Below are 25,619 nucleotides of genomic sequence, written 5' to 3'. Positions count from 1 at the left end.
TTCAAAGGAATGAGGTGCAAACCTTTGGTGGGGGTATGTTGACGATTCCACAGATACGGAGACGACAGGATGCCCAAGCCCACTTTGCTGGGTGCCGCCGGCATGGCACTGGCGTTGTTGACCCTGCCGGCGAGCGCCGCCGTGCAAGGCCAGAACGAAGATGTGGTGCAGCTGCCCTCGGGGCGCGTGCACGGTAGCACCCGTGACGGGGTGCGCACCTTTTTTGGCCTGCCCTATGCGGCGCCGCCAGTGGGCGAGAGGCGCTGGCGGCCGCCGGCGGCGCCTGTTGCCTGGCAGGGCATTCGCAGTGCCCGCCACTTCGGCCCGGCCTGCCCGCAATCCCGGGAAACCGAAACCCAACTGGCGGTGCGCGAGGCCTTCAGCGAAGACTGCCTGTACCTGAACGTGTGGGCGCCAGCGGCACTTGCGCCCGGCGCGTCGGCGCCGGTGATGGTGTGGCTGCACGGCGGCGGGTTTATTGCCGGTGCCGGCAGCGATGCAGTGTTTGATGGCCGGGGCCTGGCCCGGCGCGGGGTGATTCTGGTCAGCCTGAACTATCGCCTGGGGCGCCTGGGCTTTTTTGCCCACCCGGCCCTGGGGCAGGCCACGGCCAATTTTGCCCTGCTGGATCAGCTCGCCGCCCTGCGCTGGGTGCAGGATCATATCGCCGCCTTTGGCGGCGACCCGCACAACGTCACCCTGTTTGGCGAATCCGCCGGTGGCATCGCCGCCCTTGCGCTGCTGGCGTCGCCCGCTGCAGAAGGACTGTTCAATCGGTTGATTGTGCAGTCCGGGGCGATTTTGCGGCCCATGCGCCGGCTGCGACAGAGCGCTAGTGGGAACGAAGACGGGGGCGAAGACCGGGATGAGCTGCCCTCAGCCGAGGCCCTGGGGTTGGCCTTTGCCGCGGCGCAGGGTCTGTCGGGCAGCGATAGCGGCGTGGCACAGGCCCTGCGCAATCTGCCGCTTGATGCGGTGGCACCGGCGCATCCGTCCTACGAAGCGGTGATGGAGATTGCCGTCACCACTGCCCCCAGCCTGGATGACACCGTTCTGCCCGAGCACCCGCTGGCTTACCTGCGCGCGCTGCCACCGGCTAAGCGCCCGCCGATACTGCTTGGCAGCAACACGCTGGAAGCGCAGGTGTGGCAGTTTGCGCTCGAGCGGCCATCGCTGCTGCCGCTGCTGGAGGTACCGTCCCGGGGCGTGGCCGGGGCGGCGGTCTCCGCCCTGCTGGCTCTGGGCTATCGTGACGAGAACCCCGACGAGAAGACTGACGAGACGCCCGGCCAGAAGCCAGGCGAGAATGCCGGCGCCGCCGCGCCCCGCGACCTGCTGGCCAGTGACCTGTTCCTGGGGGCGGGCACCCTGCACCTGGCAGCGTTATGGGCGCATGACGGAGCCGACACAAATGCAAACAAAAGCACCAATGCAGCAACTGCCAATGCCTACCTCTACCGCTTCAATGCCGTGCCAGAAGCGCTGCGGGGCTATGCCGCGGGCGCTCCCCACGGCATGGAGCTGTTCTATGTGTTTGAGTCCCTCGCCCAATTCCCGGGGCTTGGCGATGAGGTGCCCGCGCGCGATGCCGCACTGGCCAGCACCGTGGCGGATTACTGGGCCGGCTTTGCACACAACGGGCGCTCCGGCGGCCCGGGCCTGCCCGACTGGCCGGCCTTTGACGCCAGCCAGCCCCGGTTGATGGCGTTTGAGAATGACGGTGCGGCGTTGGCACCGGTGCCGCGCATCGGTGTGCTGCGCTGGCTGTGGCGGCTGATGGCCTGGACCGGTGTGGCCGGGCCGTCGTAGATGGCTCAGCCAACCTCCAGCGAATAGGCTCCCTTGCGCGCCAGCGACTGCTCCATCACCCGCTGGTAGCCGGTGCGGCAGATGCGCCAGGTGCCGTCTTCCTTGCGGTACTCGTCCTCGTAGTAGCAGAACATTTCCAGCTGCTGGTCGACGGTTTTGTCCAGGTAGTAGTGGTACATGCCCCAGATGCCGCGCGCCGTGGTGGCCGACAGCAGGGTGATTTCCGGCATGCCCACCTGCCAGTAGCCCAGCGAGGTGGGCTCGTCGCCACCGTGCTGGTTGCGCAAAAAGCCCATTAGCGCGTCCCGGCCCTCGAACACGTATTTGCCGTCGGAGTAGGCGCTGTAGGCGTCTGCGGTCAGCAGCGTCTCCAACTCGTCCCACAGGCTCAGCGTCATGCAGCGGATGTAGCGGTATTTCAGGGCCTTGATCGCCTCCAGGTTGAGCAACTCGTCCAGGGTGGATGGCGGCGTTGACAGTGTGCTGGTTGTATCGGCTGACATGGTAATCGTCCAGTGGCTTGTAACAGTCGCTTGATTGTAGGTGCGGAAGGCGCCGCGGCCTCACCCTCATGGATGAATCCTCATCAATGAAGCACCGCACAGCATTCTTCATTCGAGCAAATGAAGCCGGCCGGCCCAGCGGGTGGGACACTGCCTGCCCAACGACTGTACGGGAGTGCGCCACCATGGAATTCGGCCTGTCTATTGCTTTTCATCCCCTTGAGAACTATCTGCCGCTGGCCCAGGCCGCCGAAGAAAACGGCTTTGGCGCGGTGTCTCTTGCGGACCACCTGATTTACCCGGGGGCCTTTTCGGTGCCGTACCCCTACACCGACGACGGTGTGCCGCGCTTTGGCGAGTTCGACCCCTTCCCGGACCCCTGGGTTGCCATTACCGCGATGGCGGCCCAGACCCGTCGCATCGCGTTCTATACCAACGTTTTTGTACTGCCAACCCGCAACCCGGTGCAGGTGGCCAAGATACTGGCCACGGCGGACCTGTTTTCCAACGAGCGCGTGGGCCTGGGGATTGGCATGGGCTGGATGCCGGAGGAGTTTGCCGCCGCGGGCCAGCCCTTTGCGGCGCGGGGCAAGCGGGCGGATGAAATGATCGAGATTCTGCGCCTGCTGTGGAGCGGCGAGCAGGTGAGCTTCCAGGGTGAGCACTACCAACTGGATGCCATGCGGCAGGTGCCACCACCACGGCGCCAGATTCCCATTTACGTGGGCGGCTTTTCCGCCCCGGCGCTGCGCCGGGCGGCGCACAACGACGGCTGGATTGCCGATTTGCACTCGCTGGCGGAACTGGAAGGTTTGATCGGCAAGCTCAATGCCCAGCGCGAACAGGCGGGCACCGCCGGGCGGGACGATTACCGCATCATGGCCTTTGGCTGCACCGATGCCTACGACAGCGCTGGTTACCGCGCCATGGCGGCAATGGGCGTGTCGGTGGCCACCACCATGCCCTGGGTGCTGCATGGCCACCCGATGACGCCGCCGCTGGCGGTGGCGATAGACAGCATCAAGCGCTTTGCCGATGAAGTCATCAGCCAGTGCTAGCTGCGCAGTATCGCCCAAGCCCCTTCATAGGTAGCGCCGTCGTAGATAGCTCTTCACAAAAAACCTTCACCCAGCTTGAGGATACCGCGGCATGAAAATCGGTTTCAGCTCCATGAATACGCACTTCGACCCCCTGCCGGCAGAACTGGCGGTGGCCCTTGAAGCGCGCGGGTTTGAATCGCTGTGGATGGGCGAGCACAGCCACATTCCCGTCAGCCGGCAATCGGCCTACCCCGCCGGGGGCGAGATGCCGGAGCCCTACAAGCACATGCGCGACCCCTACGTTTCGCTGATGTCGGCCGCCGCTGTCACCTCCGAGCTGCGCCTTGCCACCGGTATCGCCCTGTTAATGGAGCGGGATGTATTTTCCCTGGCCAAGTCCATCGCCACCCTGGATACCCTGTCGGGCGGCCGGGTGTTGATTGGCACCGGCGTGGGCTGGAACCGGGAGGAGTTCGAGAACGTCAACCTGGCGCCCTGGGGCAAGCGCTACGGCGTGATGCGTGAAACCGTCGCCGCCCTGCGACAACTGTGGACACAGGAAGCCGCCGGCTTTACCGGCGAGTACATACAGTTCGAGCCGGTGTGGAGCTACCCCAAGCCGGCCCAGGCCGGCGGGCCGCCAATACTGTTTGGCGCCATGGGCGCGCTGGGCGTGCGCCACAGTGCCCAGTGGGCGGACGGCTGGCTGCCGGTGGACATCGCACTGCCCGACGTGGCCGAAAGCGTTGCCGGCTACCGCGCCTTGCTGGCCGACTTCGGCCGTACCCTGGAGGATGCGCCCATCACCCTTCAGTGCATGCAGCGCCCCAGCCGGGACGACCTGCTGCGCTACCGCGACTTAGGCATCGAGCGCGTGGTGGTGGGGGTTGAGATCGACAAGTGGGGGCAGGCCGAGCACCTGTTCCCTATGATTGATGAGATCGGCGCCATCATTGCCTCACAGTTCTAGGGTGAGGCAATGCGGCCCGCCGCCCCGGCGGCTACAGCAGCTTCACCGAACTGTTGCTGAGCAGTGCCACCACCTGCGATTGGCGGTGAAAGCCGGTTTTTTCGTAGATGCCGCGCAGGTGGGTTTTGACCGTGTTGACGCTGACCGAGAGGTCGTCGGCCACCTGGTTCAGGCTGTGGCCTGCGCCGATCAGGGCGGCAACGGCCGCTTCCTTGCGGGTAAAGCCGTACACATCGGTCAGGATTTCGCTGTCCACCGGAGCGCCGCTGGGCTGGTTGGCATGTAAAAACACCGCCACGCTGGGCCGGTTGCCCCGGGTGGCAAATTCCTCGCCGAGGTAGGGTTTTACCACTGCTTCGATCACGCTGCCATCGTCGCCATTGCGCAGGCCGATACACACGCCCGGCTGGGCCCGACATTGGGTTTTGCTGGCCGAGGCGGCGAGGTTGAAGGCGTCCCGCAGGCGCCCGCAATCCGAAGGTTCGACAGTCACCAGCCGGCCATTGGCGATTTTCAGGCAGCTGCCCTGCTTCAGCAATGCCCGCGCCGAGCCGTTGCTGGATATGACTTTGCCCTGCTCATCCAGCAGCAGCACGCCCACTTCCATTTTGTCGAGAATGTGCTCGTAAAAGGTTTGCAGCTGCAGGCCACCGTCCACTTCCGAGCGAAAGCGCAGCGCCCGTTGCAGGTGGGGGGCGATCATGCGAAAGATGGCCTTGTCGTCCTCCGAGAAGGCCTCCTGGCTGCCACTGCGCTCCACCGACAGCTTGATGCACAGCGAATCGGAGCGATAGATATCCATGCCCATCAGGTGCTTGATATCCACCGGTTCGAGAAAGTCCTGGTACAGCCGCGAGCCAAGGAACAGCTCATCTGGCAGGATGTCGCGAATCGTCGTCGGTTGGGGCTGGGGCAGGGCCATGACGATGTTGGCTTCCATCACCGAGTCGAGGTATTCCCGCGTGAGGTGGGGCGAGGTGTCGGAAGTTACCAGCAGGTAGCGATTTTCCCGCGGCAGGGCATTGTCGCCGGGAACCTGCTGGATCACGATGGAGGCGTCCCGTGCTTCCAGTACGTCGCGGAAGCACTCGACGAAGGCCTTCCAGGGCTCCGGGCCGCTGGAACCGTCATAGGCGAGCTGCAGCAGCTCGTCATACTTTTTAAGGGTAGTGCCCAGTCTCATTATTATGTACCTCTTGCGGTGGAGGCTCATGGGTCGACCAGCCAGGGCCGCGCTTCAGTATACGCCAATGCCTGTTCGGAAACAGCCGCCGGTGGCGGGGCCATGTTGGTTGTGAACACATAAAAAAACGGGCGGAATCCCGCCCGTGAATGGACCGACGTGCAGTCACGGTTCAGAAATCAACGGCCACATCCACCCCATAGGTGCGCGGGCGCACGAAGGTGTTGGCAATGGTTGGCCCGCCCAGGGTGAAGTTGAATTCGATTTCGTCTTCATCCAGCAGGTTGCGGCCCCACAGGGTGGCCTTCAGGCGGGTGTCACGGCCCAGCGGAATATTGGCAAACACCAGGTTGGCGCTGACCATGTCCACCTCGCCAATGGTTGCCGCCTCATCCAGGGCATAGTCCGGCGTGCCGGCGCAGATATCGGTGGCGGGCACCTGGTCCTGCCCTGCGATACAGGCCAGGCGATGCACTTCGTCGCGCCAGCTCCAGTCCACGCGCACCGTGGTCTGGATGCCGTTGGCGAGATCCGGGAAGTCGTACTGGGCGCCAAAATAGGCGGTGTTTTCCGGCTGGTAGGTGCGCAGATCGCCGGAGCTGTCCACATCCGTATAACCCCAGGAGGCGTTCAGCGACAGTCCGGTGACGGGAATCCAGGTGGCTTCCAGCTCGACGCCATCGGCGTTGATCTCCTCGCCGCGGCCCATGAAATAACCGATGCTGGTAAAGCCCTCTATCTGCACGTCGGTGCGTTCCTGGCGGAACACGGCGGCGTTGAAACGCAGGGTTTGATCGAAGAAGTCGGACTTCATGCCCAGTTCATACAGGGTCATTTCGTCCTGGTCGAAGGCGTTGCCCCCGAGGGTGCCACCGGACACATAGCCAGTGGCGTATTTGGCGTAGACGTTGGCGCTGTCGGTGAAGTTGTAGGTCAGCGAGGCGTCGTAGTCCAGGTGGTCGTCGCTGTAGTCGAAGGACTGGTTGCCAGGCAGCACCGCGCCGTACAGGCCCGCAGCGATGATGTACTCCTCGCGGTCGTCCTCGGTGTAGCGGATGCCGCCGCTCAGGTCGAAGTTGCCCAGGTGCCAGGTCAGGTGGGCGTAGGCGGCCAGCGATTCGTTGGTAACCTCGACGTTCTGGCCAACAAAGTAGTGGAAGGCCGCAACGCTGATGGGAATGTACTGCCCGTCGGAGAAGGTTTGGGAGAGGAATATCGGGTTGTTAAGCGCGCCCTCCTCCTCGAACTGGAAGGCGCCGATAATCCACTCGATATGCTCGCTGTTGCCGATCAGCTGCAACTCATTGGAGAACTGGTCCTGATCTTCCTTGCGCAACGCCAGCAGCGGGGCGTAAAGGCCTCCCGGTACGCCGCCGATGATGCCCGCCGTATCCACATATTCGCTGGCTCCCCACACCTGGTTCATCCCACTGTCCAGCTGGTATTCGCGGTAGCCGCCGATATAGCGGATGGCCAGGCTGTCGCTGATCTCGAACTCAGCGGTGAGTGAGTGCCCCCGGGTAATTTGCTCGGCGCCGGATTCCAGTGGCGCGGCCAGTTCATCGAGGTAGTCGAAGCTCAGGCTGAAGGGGCGCACCGGATCCACCAGGCCGTTGCCGATAATGCACTGGCCCGGCGTGGCGTCGAAGTCGACGCAGGGGCCGAAGCTCCCCATCTGCCGGTAGTTCATGCTGCCCTTCCAGTTGCTGTAGTCGAACTTGTAGTCCACCGTCAGGCGCTCTATGCCCGCGTAGTTGATGGCCACATAGGCATTGTCGGTGTCGCTGTCGCCACCCCGGCGGTTGCTGGTGTAGGTGCCAAAGGGCGCGTCGAAGGTGTAGCTGCGCGGGCGTGACAGGTTGTCCACGTCGCCCTGGTATTCCACATGGCCGGCTACCAGCCGGGCCGAAAAGCCCTTCCACTGCGCGGTGTCAATGCGCGCGCGGTATTCCCGGTGGTTGAAATTGCCGGCGGTAAAGTCCAGGCCAAAGTCAGCGTCGCCAGTGGGCTTGGCGGTAATCAGGTTGATGGCGCCACCAGTGGAGTTGCGCCCGAACAGCGTGCCCTGGGGGCCGCGCATCACTTCCACCCGCTCCAGGTCGGCCATGTCAAAGGCCGAGGCGCCCGGGCGCCCCACGTACACGCCATCCACATACAGCCCGATGCCGGAGTCCACCTGCATGTTCAGCGAGCCGTTGGACACCCCGCGTATGTTCATCTGCGGCGCGGTGGGGCTGCCGCCCTGTTTCTGGATGTACACGTTGGGCACGGTCTGCCCCACGGTCAGAAAGCTGTCGATGCGCAGCGCTTCCAGGGTGTTCTTGGTCAGCGCCGTGACCGCCACCGGCACTTCCTGCAGGCTCTCTTCCACCCGGCGCGCGGTTACCACCACCTCTTCCAGGGCCGAGGCCCGGCTGTCCTGGCTGGCCGCGGGCAGCGGCGCTGTGGCAAGCAGCGGGGCCATGGCGAGGGCAAGCGCGTGGGCAGGCGTGGGAACAAAGGTGAGGCAGGGCTGGGATATCCGCAGCATGAATTGACTCCTGAGTAATCGTTATAAGGCCAATGTTCTAACTCGCAGGCCATCATAGCGGCGGGGTACAACAACAGCTCATTCGATCGGGTGAACATTCGACAGGCGGCGCCGGCTGCCGGGGAATTCATTTCATCGAATGAGGCGGGGCTTGCGGGTGGGGCATAGGCTGTGCTGCACAGTGCCTGGTTACGCACCGCCAGCGCACCACCACCGCAACATAAAAAGGACAGCCATGAACGATCAGCACCCTGGCAAAAACCCCGGCGGGCCGGCGCCGGATTCGGACCTGCTCAAGCGGATGTACCAGCGCATGGCGCTCACCCGCGCCATTGAACAGTGCATGGCCCAGCACGTTCGCAACAACCGCTTCAGCGGCTGGTGGCACCCCGGCGAAGGGCAGGAGGCCGCCGGCATCGGCGCCAGCGCCGCCATGCGCCGTGACGACTACCTGTTCTACCAGGGGCGGGGCTGTTCCTGGGCCATTGGCAAGGGCATGGCGCCGGGCCCGATACTGGGCGACCTGCTGGGCAAGCCTTCCGGCTCCACCGGGGGCAAGGGCGGCGGTGTGCCCCACTGGGTGGACTACGCCATTGGCGTGATGGGCGAGGGGGCAACGCTGGGCAGCGTATACCCGCTGGCCGCTGGCGCGGCCCTGGCCGCCAAGCAGCGCGGCACCGACCAGGTGGCGCTGGCTAACTTTGGCGATGGCACCGCCGCCCGCGGCACCTTTCACGAAACCCTGGTACACGCCGCCGCCTGGAAGCTGCCGCTGATTTACTTCTGCGAAAACAACGAGTGGCTGGTGGGCACCCCACTCAAGCAGGTGAGCCCCACCGAGAACATTGCCGACTACGCCGCCGGCTACCACATTCCCGGTGTGGTGGTGGACGGCCAGGACGCGCAGGCGGTGTACACCGCCACCGCCGAAGCCATCGAGCGGGCCAGGGCGGGTGAGGGGCCAACCCTCATCGAGGCCAAGGTGTTTCGCAAGCACGGCCACTACGCCGGTGACCCCCAGCACTACCGCGCACCGGATTACCTGGATGCCTATCGCGACCCCCTGGCGCTGCTGGCGGCCCGGCTGGATGAGGATGAGGCCAGCGCCCTGTGGGCGCAGGCCGAGGCCGAGGTGGCCTCGGCCTATCAGGCCGCCATGGCCGAAGACGACCCTGCGCCAGACACTATTTTCAAGGATCTCTACTATGGCTGATACCCAAACTATGGCTGATACCCAATCCATCACCTACAACGCCGCCATGGGCCAGGCCCTGGTGGAGGCCATGCGCGAAGACGACAGCATTTTCGTGCTCGGCCAGGGGGTAGCCACGGGCGGCTGGTTTGGCGCCGAGAAGGGGCTGGCCGATGAGTTCGGCACCGATCGCGTCATCGACAGCAATATCTCCGAGGCCTTTGAGGCAGGGCTGGCGGCTGGCGCCGCCATCGCGGGCATGAAGCCGGTGATCAACATGGGCTTTGGTGACTTTGCCCTGATAGCCGGCGACGAGATTTTCCACAAGCTGGCCAAGTGGCGTTACATGCACGGGCTGAACGTGCCGATGACCGCCGTCATTATCTTCCCCATTGGCACCATGAACGGCGCCGGCCCGGAACATTCCAGTTGTACCGAGGTGCTCGGCATGCACTTTCCCGGCCTGAAGGTAGTGGTGCCCTCCACTGCCGCCGATGCCAAGGGCCTGATGTGCGCCGCGCTGCGCGAGCCCAACCCGGTGCTGTTTCACAGTGTGAATACCCTGAGCTTCCAGCGCGGCGATGTGCCCACCGGCAGCGACCATTTTGTGCCCATCGGCAAGGCCTGCGTGCGTCGCCCGGGGAGCAGCGCCACGCTGCTCACCTACGGCTCGATGGTGGAGCCGTCGCTGCAGGCGGCGGGGCAACTGGCGGGGGAGGGCATCGACCTGGAGGTCATCGACCTGCGCAGCCTGGTGCCCATCGACTGGCCGCTGATTCTGGATTCGGTGCGGCGCACCAACCGCGCGATGGTCGTGCACGAGGCGATGAAAACCGCCGGGCCCGGCGCCGAAATTGCCGCCCACATTCAGGAGCAGGCCTTCTTCGACCTGGAGTCACCGGTGTTGCGGGTGGCCGGCAAGGATGTGCCGCTGCCCCAGCATGGCGCGCTTGAAGCCCTGTGCATTCCCTCGGTGGCGGAAATCGTGGCTGCCGGGCGGCAGCTGTGTCTTGGTTAAGGTAGCGAGAGCAGTCGGATGAGTGACGTCAAACAACTTCGAATTCCCCACATGGGCTCGGTGGAAAACGCCCGCCTGGTGGCCTGGCATGTTGCCGAGAACGCCTACTTCACAGCGGGGCAGACCCTCTACGAGGTGGAGACCGACAAAACCCTCACCGAGGTGGATGCCGACTGCGACGGCTATCTGCTGAAGCAGCTTGCCGAGGAAGACGAGGACTTCAAGGTGGGCGACGTGGTGGGCCTGTTCGCCGATGGCGAAGTGCCCGGCGAGGCCCTGCAGGCCGCGCTGCAGGCCCTGAATGCTGTCGGTGCAGACGCTGATGCAATCCCTGATGCTAGCCCCAGCGCAGGCAGTACCGCAGACAACAGCGCTGCAACCCCGGCGAACACCGCGGCGGGTGCAGCTGGCGGCGCGCGACACTCGCCGCTGGTGCGCAAGCTGGCAGCGGAACACGGTATTAACCTGACAGAGGTAGCGGGCAGCGGCCCGGCGGGGCGGGTCACCAAGGAGGATATTCTCGCGCGTGTTGCGGCGGCCGATGCCAAATCGCCCCTGCCCGCCGGTTACGAGGCTGTGCCGTGCAAAACCGTGGCCAACAGCCTGCGCCGGCAAACCATTGCCCGGCGCCTGAGTGCGGTGGCGCGGGAGGTGCCCCAGCTCACCGCCGACATGGAGATTGCCATTGAACACCTGATTGAGGTGCGCCATGAACTGAGCCGCACCCAGGTGGCCAGGGGCGAGGCGGGCATCTCCCTGTTCAGCTGCATCGCCGCGGCGGTGTGCAAGGCCCTGGCGGACCACCCCGAGCTGAACGCCACCTACGGCGAAAAGGAACGCTACCTGTGGCAAACCGTTAACCTGGGCATTGCGGTGGACACCCCCGACGGCCTGGTAGTGCCGGTGGTCAAGGATGCACAGCGGCTCGACGTGAATGAACTCAACACCGCCATCAAGGGGCTAACGGCCCGGGCGCTGGGGGGCAGCCTGGACCGCGAGGAACTGGAGGGTGGCACCTTTACCCTATCCAACCCGGGTGCCCTGGGCCCCGTGCTGCGCGCCGAGGCCATCCTCAACCCGCCGCAGGTGGCCCTGCTGGGCCTGCCCGCCACCCGCCAGGTGCCGGTGGCGGAGATCGACGACGACGGCAATTGCCGGGTGGCCGTGCGCACCGTGCTGCGCCCGTCCCTGACCTTCGACCACCGGGCGCTGGACGGCGGCCATGCCATCCGCTTCCTGAACACCTTGTCGGAGAGGTTGGCCGACCCGGACTGGCTGCTGGACTGACGGTTCACTGGCGCTTCACAGACAGGGCAATCTTGAGAGGCAAGGCAACCATGAACAGCGAAGAAAGTGCGTACCTGAAGGGCGGTATCCAGCCACTCACCACCCGCAGCAGCGTGCTGGTCAGCTCCTCCAAGTACCTAAACAGCGCGGCCCTGCGCCATGTGGTGGCCCAGGAAATGCTGCGCAAGGTGGGCAACGACCTGCCGCCGGCCTACTTCATTCCGGAGATGGGGGCGGCCTTTGCCGAGGTGAGTGATACCGCTAAGACCCTTGCCCTGTTCCAGCAGGAGCGCGCCAGCAACCCGGTGTTTGCCCGCTGGCTGGATGCGGGCTTTGTTTCCGACTTCAGCGCCGAGCGACTGCGGGCGCACCAGCCGGGCACGCTCGGCGAGCGTGTGTACCGCTTTGTGGTGGACAGCGGGCTGGATATCGACTTTATGTTCAAGGGCGCGCCCGAGAATGATCACCAGTACTGGCTGAAGCGCTTTATCCAGAGCCATGACATCCAGCACATGATCACCGGCTTTGATGTGTCGCCCCTGGGGGAGTACGCGCTGATCATGCTGAACAGCACCAACTATTACGATCACTTCAGCCCCCACCTTGCCGCCGAGCTGTCCATGCAGACCACCCTGCAAGTGGCCAGCGGCTGGATGCGGGCGACGCTGCATTATCCTGCCACCCTGGGGCTGTTCTGGGAGGCGATGGACCTGGCCCGGCGCATGGCCCGGGCACTGCCGCGCCCGCTGTTTTACGAGCGCTGGGAAGACTACTGGGACCTGAGCATTCCGGAGATTCGACAGCAGCTGGGCATTACCGAGGCGCCGGCGGAGGGCGCCTGGGACTGGGCGTGGCAGGTCATGCGTGACGAAGGCGCCGCGCCGGCCGACGGGGCCGGGTGAATGGTTGCCGGCGCCCGCTGTAAAACGGCCCTGGGCGGGCTTGGTGCAGTTGCTGCCGCCTTGGCGTTGGCTGCAATACCCACTACAGCAGCGGCAGCCGCAACGACCGCAACAACGGTGAGGCAAGCGCCGCAGGCCACAGCGGCCAGCGTGGCCACCGGCAACTGGCCCCACTACGGCGGTGACGAGGGCGGCCAGCGCTTTTCGCCCCTGGCGCAAATCACCCCGGACAATGTCGGGACGCTGGAGGTGGCCTGGGAGTATCACACGGGCGACCTGATCGAGGGCGCCGGCCTGCAATCCATGAAGTTGCCCGCCTTTGAGGCCACCCCGCTGGTGGTTGATGACGTGCTGTATGCCTGCACCCCGCGCAACCATGTGGTGGCGCTGGACGCGCAGACCGGTCGCGAGCGCTGGGTGTATCGCCACCAGAGCGCAGAGGCGGGCCACTACGTCATGGCCTGCCGGGGCGTGAGCTACCACTTATCGCCGTCATTGCCGGCGGGCGCCACCTGCCGCGAGCGTATTCTGATGGGCACGGTGGATGCCTACCTGCTGGCGCTGGATGCCCACAGCGGGCAGCTGTGCCCGGGGTTCGGGCAGGGCGGCAAGGTGGATCTGCGCCGCGGCCTGAGGGCGGTGACGCCCGGGCACTACAAGGTGATGTCGCCGCCGGCCATCATTGGCGACATTGCCGTTGTGGGTGCCCTGGTGGAAGACAACCAGACCCTGGATGCGCCGCCCGGGGTGATTCGGGCCTTTGATGTCCACAGCGGCGAACTGCGCTGGGCCTGGGACCCGGTGCCGCCGGGCTGGCAGCGCCAGGGCGGCCCCGCCCGCTGGCAGCGCGGCACCCCCAATGCCTGGAGCGTGTTTTCTGTCGATACCCGCAACCAGCTGGTGTTTGTGCCCACCGGCAATGCGGCGCCAGACTATTACAGCGGCCTGCGCAAGGGCCTGGATTACTACGCCAGTTCCCTGGTGGCGCTGGATGCAAAGACCGGGCAGGTCCGCTGGCATTTTCAAACGGTGCATCACGACATCTGGGACTACGATGTGCCGGCCCAGCCGGTGTTGTTTGACTATCCCGGTAAAGCAAGTCCCGGCAACGATGGTCCGGGACAGCATGGCCCGGTGCCCGCCGTGGCGCAGGCCACCAAGCAGGGGTTTGTCTTCATCCTCAACCGGCTGACGGGGGAGCCGATCTTCCCCATTGACGAGCGGCCCGTGCCCGGCAGCGACGTGCCCGGCATGCGCGTGTCGCCAACACAACCGGTGCCGCGCAAACCCGAGCCCCTGCTTGATACCCATCTGTCGGAAGCGGATATCTGGGGCTTTACCCCCTGGGATCGGGGCAAGTGCCTGGACACCTTCCGCCGCCACCGTTCCGAGGGCTTGTTCACGCCGCCGGGGGAGCAGGGCACCATCCTCTACCCGGCCCATACCGGCGCCGCCAACTGGGGCAGCGTGGCCATAGACCCGCAGCGCAAACTATTGATTGCCAACTACACCCGCGTGGCCAGCGTGGTAACCCTGATCCCGAGGGCGCAGGCCGATGCGCAAATCGCCGCGGGGCAGGTGCCGGTGTACCCCATGGCGGACTCGCCCTACGCCTTCGATCTGACCCTGTTCTTGTCACCCCTGGGCGCGCCCTGCACCGCACCGCCCTGGGGTGGGCTGCGGGCCGTCGACCTGGCCAGTGGCGATACCGTGTGGGACCGGCCACTGGGCACCACCCGCGACGTTGCCCCCTTTCCCTTCTGGCGGGAATTGGGCGTGCCAAACCAGGGCGGCGCGCTGGTCACCGGGGGCGGGCTTACCTTCATCGGCGCCACCACCGACAACTACATCAGGGCCTTTGCCACCGCATCCGGCAAGGCCCTGTGGCAGCATCGCCTGCCAGCGGGCGGGCAGGCCACGCCGATGACCTTTCGCGGCCAGCGCGATGGGCGCCAGTACGTGGTGATTGCGGCCGGCGGCCACGCCTACCTGGGCACCGACCTGGGCGATGCCATTGTGGCCTTCCGCCTGCCGGCGGCGGAATAGGCCGCCGGCCCAGACATCACCGGCGCGGCCGATCAACAGCGCAGCGAATGTCGATCATCACCTTCACCGCCTGCGGTGTGGCCTGGGTGGCAAAGGCGGCGTCTATCTGCTCCAGGGGGAAGGAGTGGGAAATCAGCCCCAGCCGGTCAACGCTGCCATCGCGCATCAACTGCAGGGCGTGGGTGAGGTCTTCGGCGGCATAGCCATTGGACCCCATGATGACCGGCTGCTTCCTGATCAGCGGCATCATGTCGATCAGCATTTTGTCCTCGTAGGCGCCAAAGCACACAATCCGGCCGTTCTCGCAGGCCACCAGCTGCAGGGCGGTCTCCAGCGGGGGCGGGCCGGGCATGTGCTTGATGTAGCCGGCGCAGTCGATCACCACCTGGATGTTGGCGGAGGTTCCGCGCCAGTCGTTCTCCACCCCGGTAATGGCCTGGATCTGCGCCACAAGGTCGCCATCGCGCGCATTGACCGCATGGGTGGCGCCCACCGCCAGGGCCTTTTCCAGGCGGGCATCGTGCACGTCTACGGCGATCAGCGCGCCAAGCTCGGCGCCGGCTGCCCGATAGGCCTGAATCACACCCAGGCCGATAATGCCCACCCCGAACACCAGCACATTCTCGCCCGGCTCGGCCGCAGCCTTGCGCACCATCTGCAGGCCATCGGCCAGCGGCTCGGTGGTGGCGGCCTCCTGAAAACTCACCCCGTCGGGCATGGCCACCAGCTGGAAGGGGTTGTCTGGCACCGCGACAAAATCCGCCATGCCGCCGCCCTGGCCGGTCACGCCCACCACCCGGTCACCCACCGCCCAGCCGCTCACCCCGTCGCCAATGGCCGATATGCAACCGGCGAATTCGTGACCGGGAATCTCATAGCCTTCGGGGGTGGCGCGCACCAGTACATCGCGGGAGCTGTTGTTGCGGTACATATGCAGGTCCGAGCCGCAAATGCCGCAGCTCTGGACGGCCACAATCACCTCGCCCGCTGCCGGGGTGGGTGCCGATGCGTCGTCGCGCATCTCGATCTGGCCGGGGTCAATAAAATTGGCAGAGCGCACAGGTCACCTCATTGCGTGTCAGTGGGTAGTTTCAGCAGGTCGTAAATTTCGTAGATCACCGCCGGGTTCACGTACTCCCGCCAGTAGACAATCTCGTCGTCTTTAAACCGGACAATGCCCACATAGCGGTTGTTGTAGGGCTTGCCCGAGGGAATGTGCCGGGCGTGGGAGGCATACTCGGCAATCAGCACATTGGGGTCCAGCAGTTCGTGCAGGGTTTCTATCTCATAGTCCAGGGGCGTAAATTCATCCAGCCCCTCATTGTCCGAGCCGTCCACCTCGCCGCGAAAATAGCCAATCAGATTATCCCGGCCGGTGACCCTGTCCGGAATCGTCGGCATCGGCCGATAGGGCCAGTCGGCGTAAACATCCTGCGCCAGATAGCGCGCGCAGTTGGCATAGTCGCGCTGGCCCAGGTACGCCAGCATCGTTCTGAACAGGTCGGCATTGTGGCTTCTGAGTGTATGGTCTGCACTGTCACTGCCTGGCATATCCGTTCTCCTTTCGCCCGGGCAACCTTGGCGGCGCACAGCGGGCACGGTGGCGGGTAGGTGGGCACAGGGTAGTGCACCCGGGGCCGGGGGGATTCATGTGAATGGGTGAGGAAACGCCGGTAATTATTCTTTTGAATCGCCCTCTTCAATACGCTCCAGGCGATACCCATTGCGGTACACAGAGCGGATGACGTAGCCCGTGGCGGGGCCAAGGTCCAGCTTTTTTCTCAGCCTGCCGATGTAGATATCCACCGTGCGGGTGGAAATGCAGTTAAAGATATTCCAAACCTCACCGAGCAGGTACTGGCGAGAAAGCAGTGCACCGGCGTGTCTTCCAAAGCATTCGATGAGCAGGAATTCAGTAGAGGTCAGTTCAACACGCAATCCGTTGACCTTTACGGTTTTGTTCTCAGGGTCTATTTGTATGGGGCCGAGTTGTATTAATCCAGTCGGGTGTTTTGACCTTCGGCGCATCGTTGCCATGATGCGGGCCAGAAATTCGGCTTTTTTCAATGGCTTTTCCAGATAGTCATCCGCGCCGGACACCAGTGCTTTTACCAGGTCCAACTCGTCTTCCTGGTCGGATATAACAAGAATGGCCCCGCTGAAACCCAGCTGCTGCCGAAGTGTCTGGATAAATTCAGTACTTTTTTCGTCGGATACTTCCCAATCAACCAGTATGGCGTCAATCGTCAGGTGGTGGTCACTCTGCAGGAACGACGCCCGGTTATCGAAAGGGATTGTTTCGTAGCCGAAGGGGGTTAGCCATTGTGCTAAGCGATCAGTTTGACTCAGATGACTTTCGGCTTTTTCCACATCGCTTTCGGCTGTATCTGAGCCACTTTCGGCTGTATCTGAGTCGCTTTCGATTATGCCTGGATTGTTTTCGGCTTTACCTTCGTTACTTTCTATGATGGCGATGCGAAATGGGTAGTGCTTTTCTGTTGGCGCTAGCATAGAGCGCCGGCGGGAGTGGGTATAAATTTGTGTTGCGCGTTTTTATTCAACAGGTACTTCATTCCTTACAGATTTTACTTATTTTATTTTCATTGGTTCTTTTTATTGCCGCTTTCTGGTTTCTATTTTTGCCTGATTTTTATTTTAAACAGTGAGATTTTGTCAGCTTATACGCTGCGAATGGCGCTGTATTGGCTGTATTTGTAAATAGTTTGTAAATACTAATTGTAAAATTTTAGTAAAAGCTACCTTCCGGGTGATTAAAAAAACGTTTCGCTCGTGCACTATTTAAGCCACATGGTCTGAATTCCCTAATTGATGATCTATCCCTTTTTTAAGGGGTAGGGGTTTTTAGTGCCAAAAAAAAGCAGAAACAGGTGGGGCGGCGTGAAATTTCTCTGTCAATCGCAAAAGTGCACTGGCAATACGATCCAATTTTTCTGGCTGGTGGCATTCAGCCTGCTGATCGCGGGGCCATTGGCACGGGCGCAGGACCCTGCGCTGAACGTCGACGGCCTTCCGGCAGACGTGTTAATTGGCGAGCAGGTCTGCTCCGAATTCAACTTCCGCAACGTGGATACCACCGCCGGTTTCGGCCCGTATCTGGTGGTGGTTCTCGACGCCGGGCTGGTCAACACCCAGTGGGCCTTTCTGGATGTGCTACCGATTGTCGAAACCCTGGGCACCTTTGGCGTCGATGACCCGATAACTGACCCATTAAGCGGCGAACCCCTGGCCGGGAATCCGGGTGCCACCGCCCACCTGGTGCGCTACCCGGTGGGTTATGTAGCACCCGCAAGCGCCGATTTTCCCATGCGCATGTGCAGCCAGGTTGCCCCGGGCAGTGCGATTGGCTCGCCGCTCGCCGTCACGGTGATTCCGGGCTTTGAATATGGCGACACGGCGACGGGCGAGTCGGGTGCGGTGCTCGATACGGCCGAGGCCATCAACACTGGGGTGACACCGCTGCTGGCCCGCCTTGAGAAGCAGAACTCGACCCCCGCCGCTGAAAGAACCCCCGGGCCGGATTTCCCCTTTGACTATCAATGGCATGTGGATGTGTCTGATCAGGTGGTGTTGCAGGCGGTCAGCCTGAGCGACCTGTTGCCGCCAGAACTGCAGTGGACGGGTGGCGCCATCACCATCAGTGCCTCCCCTGGCAGCAGTTGCCGCCTGGACAACACGCCCAACCCGCCGGGTGGTGGGCCTGGTGGTGAGGTGCGCGTGGTATGTGACGCGCTGGTAGGCAGCGCCGGCACTGAGGATTTGCAGGTAACAGTGCCGGTGTATATTGCCGATGTGCTGGATGAGCAGATCGATGACGCGCGCCCCATCACCAACAACCTCAGCATGAACTACAACTACGGCGGGGCAAGCTTCAACAGCACGGCAAGCGATACCCTCCAGGCAGCCCACGCCGTGGTGCAGAAAACCGTGCTTGGCGCCCCCTTGCCCGGCACCACGCTGACCTATTCGCTGCCGTTTCAAATCAGCAATTACGTGACCGAAGCGGATGCCTTTGAGCTGACCGACATCCTTCCTGATGGCCTGATCTTTGTCGATACACTCGATTTGACGATCAACGGCGCGGCCGTCGCCATCACCGAAGTGCAGGCGGCGGGCCCCGGCCCGGGGGAGACCTTGCTGAGCTGGGATGTGGCGGCGGCACTTGGCGCCCCGCTGACCGGTGGCACAATCGGGGAGCTGAGGTACCGCGCGACGGTGGCCTCGGCCTACGCCAATGGCGACCCCATCAACAGTAGCGACACGCTCACCAACAACGCTGAACTCGGCTACCACCTCATCCAGGGCGGCAGTGGCAGTGACGGGGCGACGGCGGCAGTCAACATTCCCGAGAACAGCGCCAACAAGGTGCTGACATCGCCCGCCGGCCCCGGCGAGCTGAACCCGGGCCAGCAAGTGACCTTTCGCCTGTCCATGTCGATTCCCGCGGGCAACTCCGACAACGTGGTGATGATCGATAACTTCCCCCTGCCGGTGCTAAGCGTGAGCATGTCGCCACCGGCGGTTGTGGTGCCGGCGGAGCCGGGCATTTATCAGCCACCGGTGGCGCCGGTGGTTACCGTTGATGCCAGCACCAATTCACTCATCATCGAGTTTGGCGATGTTGATGCGGATGTAGACACCCTGCTGGCGGTTGACGTCACCATGACGGTGAGCGATGCGCCCTATGCCGACAACCTCTACCTCACCAACATCATGCAGGCGACCTATGAAAACTCCGAGGGGCTGGTCAGCGATCAGGTGATTGCCGAGCTGATCCGGGTTGGCGCGCCCGATCTGGTGCTTACCAAGGGCGTGATAGCGGCAGACAACAGTGCAGCAGTGTTGAGCCCACCCTACACCGGCCCGGTAGGGAGCGTGCTGGCCGACAGCGATGTCGAACGCGTTGACGCCGGTGACACGCTGACCTTTGCCGTAACGGTGGAGAACATTGGCGGCCAGCCGGCCTACAACGTGCTGATTACCGACCCTGCGGTGGCGGGCCTTAACTGTGCCGCCACCCCCGATTCTGTGCGCAACGGCGATGGCCAGGCGCTGGCATACAGTGGCGACCTGCCAGGCGGCATCACGCTGGTTGATCCGCTGCCGGCAAACGATGATACGCCAACCGGGGGCGGCGCGCCCTTCGGCGCCGACACCGCCATCGTCCAGTTTCAATGCGAGCTGGCTGGCACCGTGGAGCCCCAGCAGCAGATCGACAACACCGCGTCGGTCACCTGGACCGGCACGCCCACCGGAACCCGCCCTTTCCCGGCCCAGAGTGACAGCGCGCGGATAACGGTGGATACCCCCAGCATCCAGAAATCCATCGCGCAGATCACGCCGGGCTATGCCGGCGTGCTGAACCGGGCGCAAATCGGCGAACTGGTGACTTACGCCGTCAGTGTGCGCATTCCCGAGGGGCGCACGCGCGACGTGGCGCTGGTCGATACCCTGGACGCCGGGCTGGCTTTTGTCGATGTGCTGTCGATTGATGCCAGCGCAGGGCTGTCCACGGCGGCCCACGGCACGGACTTCTCCAGCTTTATCGCCACCGCCAGCATCCAATCACAGGGCGGCGGGGCAACCGCGGCCGATCGCCGCCTGGTGATTGACTTTGGCGAGCTGACCAATGCCGATGACAACAACGCCACGGCGGAGGTGCTCACCGTGCGCTACCGCGTGCGCCTGCTCAATGCGGCGCTCAATACCGAGGGCGAGCGGGTTCGCAACCGCGCGGATTGGCAGTGGCGCGACACCCTTGGCAGGGTGCAGCGGGTAAGGGCGCGAGCCGGCCAGCTCATCGTCACCGAGCCAGACCTGCGTATCGAAAAGGTGGTAACGCCGGATCAGGGCGACGATATGTCCACGCCGCAGGTGACTATTGTCATTCAACACGGGCCGGGCTCCAGCGCCGATGCCTTCGATCTCTCATTCGAGGACATACTGCCGGTGGTCGGCGGCGAAACCCTGATGCAGTTGGTGCCATCCTCGGTACTACTGACCGGGGAATGCCCCGGGGGTATCGAAGCCACCACCGATCTCATTCGCAGTGCCCCGGGAAGCTGGCCGGTGTTCCGGCGCGGGGATCGCTGCGAGATCTCCTTCACCACCGACATCAATGACCTGACCCCGGCTGGCACCACGCTGGATAACTGTGCCCAGGTCAACTGGCAAAGCCTGGCCGCCAGTGATCAGCCCTTGCCCATGCCGCCGTCCAGCGCGCTGGGTGTCGAGCGCACGGGTGACATCGGCGCCGCTGGCGAGATCAACGATTATCGTGCCAACAGCTGCGACACCTTCAAGATCTACGACATTGGCATTGCCAAGACAGTGATCGGCTCCAGTGAACCGCACACTGATACCATTCCCGGCACGCCGAACGAGACCGAATCGCTGGCCATTGGCGAACTGGTTACTTTCGAACTGGTGCTCACGGTGCCGGAATCGCCGGTTGACGCCCTGCGGGTGGTTGACCGCATGCCTGCGACGCAGGTCGTGCTGGAGCTGGTGAGCACGCGGCAGATCAGCCATGGCGCAGACGTGTTCCCGGAAGGGGGCGTGCAGGGTGATGCACTGGTGCCGGTAATCAATGCCTTTGTGGACACTAACGGTGACGGCATCAACGACAGCGTGGAGCTGGACTATGGCAACGTGGGGCGCGCCATCAACAGCATCACCGACGAAGATGACCGGATACGCATAGAGGTGGTGGCCAAGGTGCTGGATAGGGCCGCCAACCGCAACAACGACCGCGACCAGAACACCGCCACCGTCAGCTATGCCGTGGATGCCAGTGGTACGCGCAATCATCGTTCGGATACCTACGGTGTCGAAGTTGTCGAGGCCCTGCTGAACATTGAAAAAACCGCCGAACAGAGCGAGGTTGAAGCGGGGGACATCGTCAATTATCGCCTGCGTGTGGTGCATGCCAACGCGTCGCGCACCGATGGCATGGATGTGCTGCTGGAAGATGCCCTACCGCCGGAACTGACGCTGGTGCCCGGTACGCTCACGGCAAACCGTTGCAGCGTGGCGCCGGACACATTGAGCGAAACCGGCAACACGATCTCCGCGGGCTGGGCGCGCTTTCCGCTGGATGCCGATTGCGAGATAGAGTTCCAGGCCGAGGTTGGCGTGCCTGCGCTGACCGGTTCAGTCATTCCCAACACCGGCGAGCTGGCCTGGACCAGCCTGCCCGGGGAAGGCGATGCCGATGACCGGCCCTATACCACCAGCGACCAGTGGGATGTGGTGGTCAGCAACCCGGGCCTGGAAAAGGCCATCACCGCCACCAGCAGCGAGGATACCTCCTTTACGCCCGGTGAAGCGGTCACCGACCTGACCATTGGTGAAACGGTAACCTTTGCCATCACCCTCACCGTGCCCGATGGCACTACACGGGCGGCCAGGGTGACAGACGTGCTACCCAGCGACGCGCGCTTCTTGGTGACCTCCAGCAGGGTGGTGAGCATCGGCGGGGATCTGTCGATCAGCGAACCGCTGGCCATTGGCGATGCCGCAAGCTGTTTGCAGAGCGACCCATCGTATACAGACAGCTGTAGCTGGCAGCTGGGTGACATCGTCAACCAGCCGGACCGTCGCGCCGACCCGGATGCCGAGGACACGATTGTGTTCGAAGTGGTGGCCACGGTGATCGACGACGCGGAAAATTCCGGCCTGCCGAACGTTGATGACGACGTGATCAATCTCGCCCGCCTGGATAGCCTCAATGTCACCCTGCTGGCCAGGGCGCGGATGGCGATTGTTGAGCCACTGCTGAATATCGAAAAGTACACTGCTTCCGGCGGCGACATTCAGGAAGTGGAGGTGGGCCAGTCCCACCGCTTCAGCCTGGTGGTAGAGCACCGGGCGGCATCCACCGCCACAGCCCGTTCGCTGGTGATCGAGGACGTGCTTGTTGCTGACATGCTGTGGGGCGGCAACCTCAGCAGTGACTGTCCGGCCCTGCAGGTGAACGCGCCGGCAGAGAACACCAACGGCACCGTGACCCTGCGCATGGACAGCCTGCCGCTGTCCCTGCAGCGCTGCGAAATTGCCTTTGATGTCAGCCTGGCGCCCACGGCCTCGGTGGATGCAGAGTTCCCCAATACCGTATCCCTGACCTGGGAGTCCCATCCCGGTGCCGGCCAGCCACCATCGCGCCCGGGCCGTGACGAGGGGGCCGCCTTGCTGTTCACCTCCAGCGATGCCTATGTGGCCAAGGCCCTGTATGCCACGGCACTGGATGATACCGGCCTGGCGGAATACGACGCTGTACTGGAAGATCTGGCGATCGGTGAGGTGGTGGAGTATCGCATTACCGCCTATCTGGAAGAGGGCATGACGCCTGACCTGGTGATTACCGACGTGCTCCAGGACGATGCCGGTGGTGCCCTGGAATTCATCGCGGGCGATGTGGTGTTCATGGGCAACAACCTGGTCACCGAGAGCAATCGCCCCATCGCTTCCGTGTCCGGCAACACCCTATCCCTCGGTTTCGGGCCGGTGACTAACAACCCGGACGGCGTGCTGGATGAGAACGACACCCTGGTCTATCGCCTGTTTGCTCGCGCCCCGGATGTGGCGGCGAACGTGGCGGGCAATGTACTGGAGAACGCCGCCTTGCTTGAGCACAGTGCCGCCGGTGGTGGCAGTCATCGGGCCGATGCGAACGTGCTGGCCGATGTGGTGGAGCCAGTGCTTGGTCTCAGCAAGTCCTTCGGCGCGCTGGTGGATGGGGTGGCCAGCATCGAACTGGTATTGGAAAACACCGGTAACGCGCCAGCCTACGACATTCGCCTGACGGACGACCTGGACGAGGGGCAGTGGGTGGCCGGTTCGGTTGTCGCCACGCAGGTGCCGCCCGGTTTTGAACTGAGCGAGAGCGATGACGGTGCGATGGTGGTGACCCTCGCCATGACCGGCAACCCCGATTCGCCCCCGGCCGAGCAGGTGTTGGCCCCGGGAGAGTCGCTCAGCCTGGTTTTTGAGGTGGTATTGCGCGAAGAGCGCGACCCGGCCGATGTCTATCGTATTCCCAATACCGGCGAGGCAACGGCGACCTCCCACCCCGGGGTGGTTGTGGGCGAGCGAACCTATACCAGCAGCGACGATGACACACTGCTGCTGCCGGGACTTGAGTTCGTCAAATCCGCATCTACCAGTTCGGCTATCCCGGGCGAGCTGATTACCTACACCCTCACCGTGACCAACAGCGGTGAAGGCGCGCTCACCGACCTGGTGCTGCGCGACACGCCAGAGAGTCACGCGCAGCTGCAGCCCGGTTCGTTGGTGGCGTCCAATCCCATGGCGGTGATTGAAAGCGGCAACGATGCGGGCGATACCGAGATTGTACTTCGCCTTTCCGAACTGGGCGCCGGTGCAAGCCTCTCCGTGGAATATCAGGTGCGGGTACCGCTGCCCTATCCCGACGGCAGTGTCGCCACCGGCATTGCACAGCGCCTGGTCAATCAGGCCCTGGTGGACAGCGCACAAACACTGGAACGGCTGTCTGATGACCCGGCGACGAGTGCCGAGGGCGATGCCACCGTTGTCAGCGTTGTTGCCGACCCGATACTGCGGCTGGCCAAGGACGATGGCGTGGCATCCTCGGTGCCGGGCGCAACGCTGACCTATGCACTGACCTTCAGCAATGCCGGCGACCAGGACGCCTCCGGCGTTGTGCTGACCGAGGTGGTGCCGGCGTATACACGCTTTAACGCCAGCGGCAGCACAGCGGGGTGGAGCTGCCCCAACGGCGCCGTGGCCGGCAGTGTCTGCGAGCTGGTGGTTAGCGGCGGGCTCGGTGGCGGGGCAAGTGGAGAAGCCTACTTCGCCGTGGACATTGCGCCGGGTTTGCCCGCCGGGGTCAGCCAGGTAGAGAACACCGCGCGCATCAGCGAAGACGGGGCCGAGTTCGAGCAGCCAGCCGGCGAACCTGCCACCGCGACTGCCGGGCATGTCACGCCCCTCAGCGCCATGCCCGGGCTTTGGCTCAACAAGGACGATGGCGGCATCACCGCGTTCCCCGGGCTCGTGTTCAGCTACGAACTGCGCTACGGCAATAACGGCAACCAGGCAGTAACAGGCGTGGTGCTCACCGAAACCGTCCCGCCCTACACAACCTTCGACCGCAGTGCCAGCACCCCGGGCTGGAGCTGTGCAGACGGCGCCGGGCCCGGCACCCAATGCACCCTGGCCATCGGTGAACTGGCAGCAGAGCAAAGCGGTACGGCCAACTTCGGCGTGCACCTGATTGTGCCCCTGCCACTGGGCGTTCATGACACCACCAACACCGCCGTGCTCAGCGACGACGGCAGCAACCCGGCCGGCCCGCAGCAGGCGACCGCCACCGACGACACACCATTGGCGGCCTTCCCGGATCTGCTGGTCACCAAAACCGCCAACGTGCGCGTGCCGCAACGCGGCGACGTGGTGGTTTACGACGTTGGCTATAGCAACCGCGGCACCCAGCACGCCAGTGGCGTAGAACTGCGCGAAACCGTGCCCGAAGGCACAGTCTTTGTCGCCGCCGACAGCGCCCCCGCAAACTGGAGCTGCGCCGACGGCGCACCGGCGGGCACCCAGTGCGTGCTGGAGGTGGGCGTGCTGGAAGTCGGGGTGAGCGCAAGCGTGCCCTTTGCCGTGAAGGTGGTGGATATCCCAGCGTCGCTTGAAATACGCAATATCGTCAGCATCCGGGATGACGGCACCAACGGCGAGGGGCCAAAGAGCGGCGACGAAATCGCGACCCACACCGTGCGCTTCTCCGTTGCCGGGATTCCGGTAATGGATGCCCGCATGCTGGCCCTGCTCGCGCTGGCGATGATCGCTCTGGCGGCCGCCTGTCAGCGGAGGAGGGCTGCGCGTAAGGTGGGCTAGGGGGCTGCGCGCAGGGGCGGGGTTGCGACGAGCCTCGCCGGCACCTGCGCGGGGCCGGCGATGTGTCTGTCAGGCGCCAGCCTTGGTTGCGCACTCTCATTTATTTCTCACCTACTTCCCACCTCGGCTAGGGCAAGAAAAGCCCGTCGTTCTCAGTGGCTCTGCAGAGCCGAATGACGGCGTGGTTCTCCCGTTTCAGCGAAAGATACTTGAAAGCCATCAAAACATACTGTAGGTTCA

15 protein-coding genes are annotated in these 25,619 nt (G+C 63.8%); 9 read left to right on the top strand and 6 right to left on the bottom strand.

From position 1 onward, the window contains the following. Positions 1-69 precede the first annotated feature (69 nt). The gene (locus DDZ17_RS10200; protein WP_116366494.1) at positions 70-1,809 is read left to right on the top strand and encodes a carboxylesterase/lipase family protein; all 1,740 of its coding nucleotides are present in this window, start codon (positions 70-72) and stop codon (positions 1,807-1,809) included. Between the two features lie 5 nt (positions 1,810-1,814). On the opposite strand, the gene DDZ17_RS10195 is transcribed toward DDZ17_RS10200, so the two are convergent. Beyond that, positions 1,815-2,312 carry a nuclear transport factor 2 family protein gene (locus tag DDZ17_RS10195; RefSeq protein ID WP_116366493.1) on the bottom strand — a complete coding sequence of 166 codons (498 nt, stop codon included), beginning with the start codon at positions 2,310-2,312 and terminating at the stop codon, positions 1,815-1,817. A gap of 185 nt (positions 2,313-2,497) precedes the next feature. Here DDZ17_RS10195 and DDZ17_RS10190 point away from each other — a divergent pair, with 185 nt between their 5' ends. Continuing rightward, entirely contained in the window at positions 2,498-3,370 is an 873-nt protein-coding gene (locus DDZ17_RS10190) for a TIGR03619 family F420-dependent LLM class oxidoreductase (protein ID WP_157976566.1), read from the top strand. 91 nt (positions 3,371-3,461) lie between these two features. Then, positions 3,462-4,322, top strand: coding sequence for an LLM class F420-dependent oxidoreductase (locus DDZ17_RS10185; RefSeq protein ID WP_116366489.1), 861 nt, complete (start codon positions 3,462-3,464; stop codon positions 4,320-4,322). Positions 4,323-4,353: 31 nt separating this feature from the next. On the opposite strand, the gene DDZ17_RS10180 is transcribed toward DDZ17_RS10185, so the two are convergent. Further along, positions 4,354-5,505: a helix-turn-helix transcriptional regulator gene (locus DDZ17_RS10180; protein WP_157976565.1), complete on the bottom strand. Its 1,152-nt coding sequence runs from the start codon at positions 5,503-5,505 to the stop codon at positions 4,354-4,356. Between the two features lie 172 nt (positions 5,506-5,677). Continuing rightward, on the bottom strand, positions 5,678-8,035 hold the full coding sequence (locus DDZ17_RS10175) for a TonB-dependent receptor (protein ID WP_116366485.1): 2,358 nt from the start codon (positions 8,033-8,035) through the stop codon (positions 5,678-5,680). Between the two features lie 235 nt (positions 8,036-8,270). Here DDZ17_RS10175 and DDZ17_RS10170 point away from each other — a divergent pair, with 235 nt between their 5' ends. From DDZ17_RS10170 to DDZ17_RS10150, 5 genes are all read left to right on the top strand, one after another. Further along, positions 8,271-9,248, top strand: coding sequence for a thiamine pyrophosphate-dependent dehydrogenase E1 component subunit alpha (locus tag DDZ17_RS10170; protein ID WP_116366483.1), 978 nt, complete (start codon positions 8,271-8,273; stop codon positions 9,246-9,248). Further along, positions 9,241-10,245: an alpha-ketoacid dehydrogenase subunit beta gene (locus DDZ17_RS10165; RefSeq protein WP_170150199.1), complete on the top strand. Its 1,005-nt coding sequence runs from the start codon at positions 9,241-9,243 to the stop codon at positions 10,243-10,245. The genes DDZ17_RS10170 and DDZ17_RS10165 overlap by 8 nt, the downstream gene beginning before the upstream one ends. 18 nt (positions 10,246-10,263) lie before the next feature. Next, positions 10,264-11,532 (top strand): dihydrolipoamide acetyltransferase family protein, encoded by a 1,269-nt coding sequence (locus tag DDZ17_RS10160; protein ID WP_116366481.1) that lies wholly within the window; start codon positions 10,264-10,266, stop codon positions 11,530-11,532. A gap of 50 nt (positions 11,533-11,582) precedes the next feature. After that, a complete protein-coding gene (locus DDZ17_RS10155; protein WP_116366479.1) occupies positions 11,583-12,434 on the top strand; it encodes a Coq4 family protein in 852 nt (283 codons plus the stop codon). Between the two features lie 117 nt (positions 12,435-12,551). Then, complete coding sequence (locus DDZ17_RS10150; RefSeq protein WP_170150198.1) at positions 12,552-14,480, top strand: pyrroloquinoline quinone-dependent dehydrogenase; 1,929 nt, start codon at positions 12,552-12,554, stop codon at positions 14,478-14,480. A gap of 16 nt (positions 14,481-14,496) precedes the next feature. On the opposite strand, the gene DDZ17_RS10145 is transcribed toward DDZ17_RS10150, so the two are convergent. The 3 genes from DDZ17_RS10145 to DDZ17_RS10135 form a co-directional block, all read right to left on the bottom strand. Beyond that, complete coding sequence (locus DDZ17_RS10145) at positions 14,497-15,540, bottom strand: zinc-dependent alcohol dehydrogenase (protein ID WP_116366474.1); 1,044 nt, start codon at positions 15,538-15,540, stop codon at positions 14,497-14,499. An 8-nt stretch (positions 15,541-15,548) separates the two neighbouring features. Beyond that, a complete protein-coding gene (locus tag DDZ17_RS10140) occupies positions 15,549-16,031 on the bottom strand; it encodes a nuclear transport factor 2 family protein (protein ID WP_116366472.1) in 483 nt (160 codons plus the stop codon). A gap of 126 nt (positions 16,032-16,157) precedes the next feature. Next, positions 16,158-16,991 carry a response regulator transcription factor gene (locus DDZ17_RS10135; protein ID WP_116366470.1) on the bottom strand — a complete coding sequence of 278 codons (834 nt, stop codon included), beginning with the start codon at positions 16,989-16,991 and terminating at the stop codon, positions 16,158-16,160. Positions 16,992-17,378: 387 nt separating this feature from the next. Between DDZ17_RS10135 and DDZ17_RS10130 the strand changes: the two genes are divergently transcribed. Continuing rightward, positions 17,379-25,379 (top strand): isopeptide-forming domain-containing fimbrial protein, encoded by an 8,001-nt coding sequence (locus DDZ17_RS10130; RefSeq protein WP_116366468.1) that lies wholly within the window; start codon positions 17,379-17,381, stop codon positions 25,377-25,379. The last annotated feature ends 240 nt before the right edge of the window (positions 25,380-25,619 follow it).

The organism is Parahaliea mediterranea, assembly GCF_003402235.1.
GTDB lineage: Bacteria > Pseudomonadota > Gammaproteobacteria > Pseudomonadales > Halieaceae > Parahaliea > Parahaliea mediterranea.
Note: the sequence above shows the minus strand (reverse complement) of the source record. Positions and strands in the feature narration are given on the sequence as shown.

What these genes read in the sequence shown, in the direction of transcription:
- DDZ17_RS10200 (WP_116366494.1), top strand. Translation starts at nt 70, where the DNA reads ATGCCCAAGCCCACTTTGCTGGGTGCCGCCGGCATGGCACTGGCGTTG.
- DDZ17_RS10195 (WP_116366493.1), bottom strand. Translation starts at nt 2,312, where the DNA reads ATGTCAGCCGATACAACCAGCACACTGTCAACGCCGCCATCCACCCTG.
- DDZ17_RS10190 (WP_157976566.1), top strand. Translation starts at nt 2,498, where the DNA reads ATGGAATTCGGCCTGTCTATTGCTTTTCATCCCCTTGAGAACTATCTG.
- DDZ17_RS10185 (WP_116366489.1), top strand. Translation starts at nt 3,462, where the DNA reads ATGAAAATCGGTTTCAGCTCCATGAATACGCACTTCGACCCCCTGCCG.
- DDZ17_RS10180 (WP_157976565.1), bottom strand. Translation starts at nt 5,505, where the DNA reads ATGAGACTGGGCACTACCCTTAAAAAGTATGACGAGCTGCTGCAGCTC.
- DDZ17_RS10175 (WP_116366485.1), bottom strand. Translation starts at nt 8,035, where the DNA reads ATGCTGCGGATATCCCAGCCCTGCCTCACCTTTGTTCCCACGCCTGCC.
- DDZ17_RS10170 (WP_116366483.1), top strand. Translation starts at nt 8,271, where the DNA reads ATGAACGATCAGCACCCTGGCAAAAACCCCGGCGGGCCGGCGCCGGAT.
- DDZ17_RS10165 (WP_170150199.1), top strand. Translation starts at nt 9,241, where the DNA reads ATGGCTGATACCCAAACTATGGCTGATACCCAATCCATCACCTACAAC.
- DDZ17_RS10160 (WP_116366481.1), top strand. Translation starts at nt 10,264, where the DNA reads ATGAGTGACGTCAAACAACTTCGAATTCCCCACATGGGCTCGGTGGAA.
- DDZ17_RS10155 (WP_116366479.1), top strand. Translation starts at nt 11,583, where the DNA reads ATGAACAGCGAAGAAAGTGCGTACCTGAAGGGCGGTATCCAGCCACTC.
- DDZ17_RS10140 (WP_116366472.1), bottom strand. Translation starts at nt 16,031, where the DNA reads ATGCCAGGCAGTGACAGTGCAGACCATACACTCAGAAGCCACAATGCC.
- DDZ17_RS10135 (WP_116366470.1), bottom strand. Translation starts at nt 16,991, where the DNA reads ATGCTAGCGCCAACAGAAAAGCACTACCCATTTCGCATCGCCATCATA.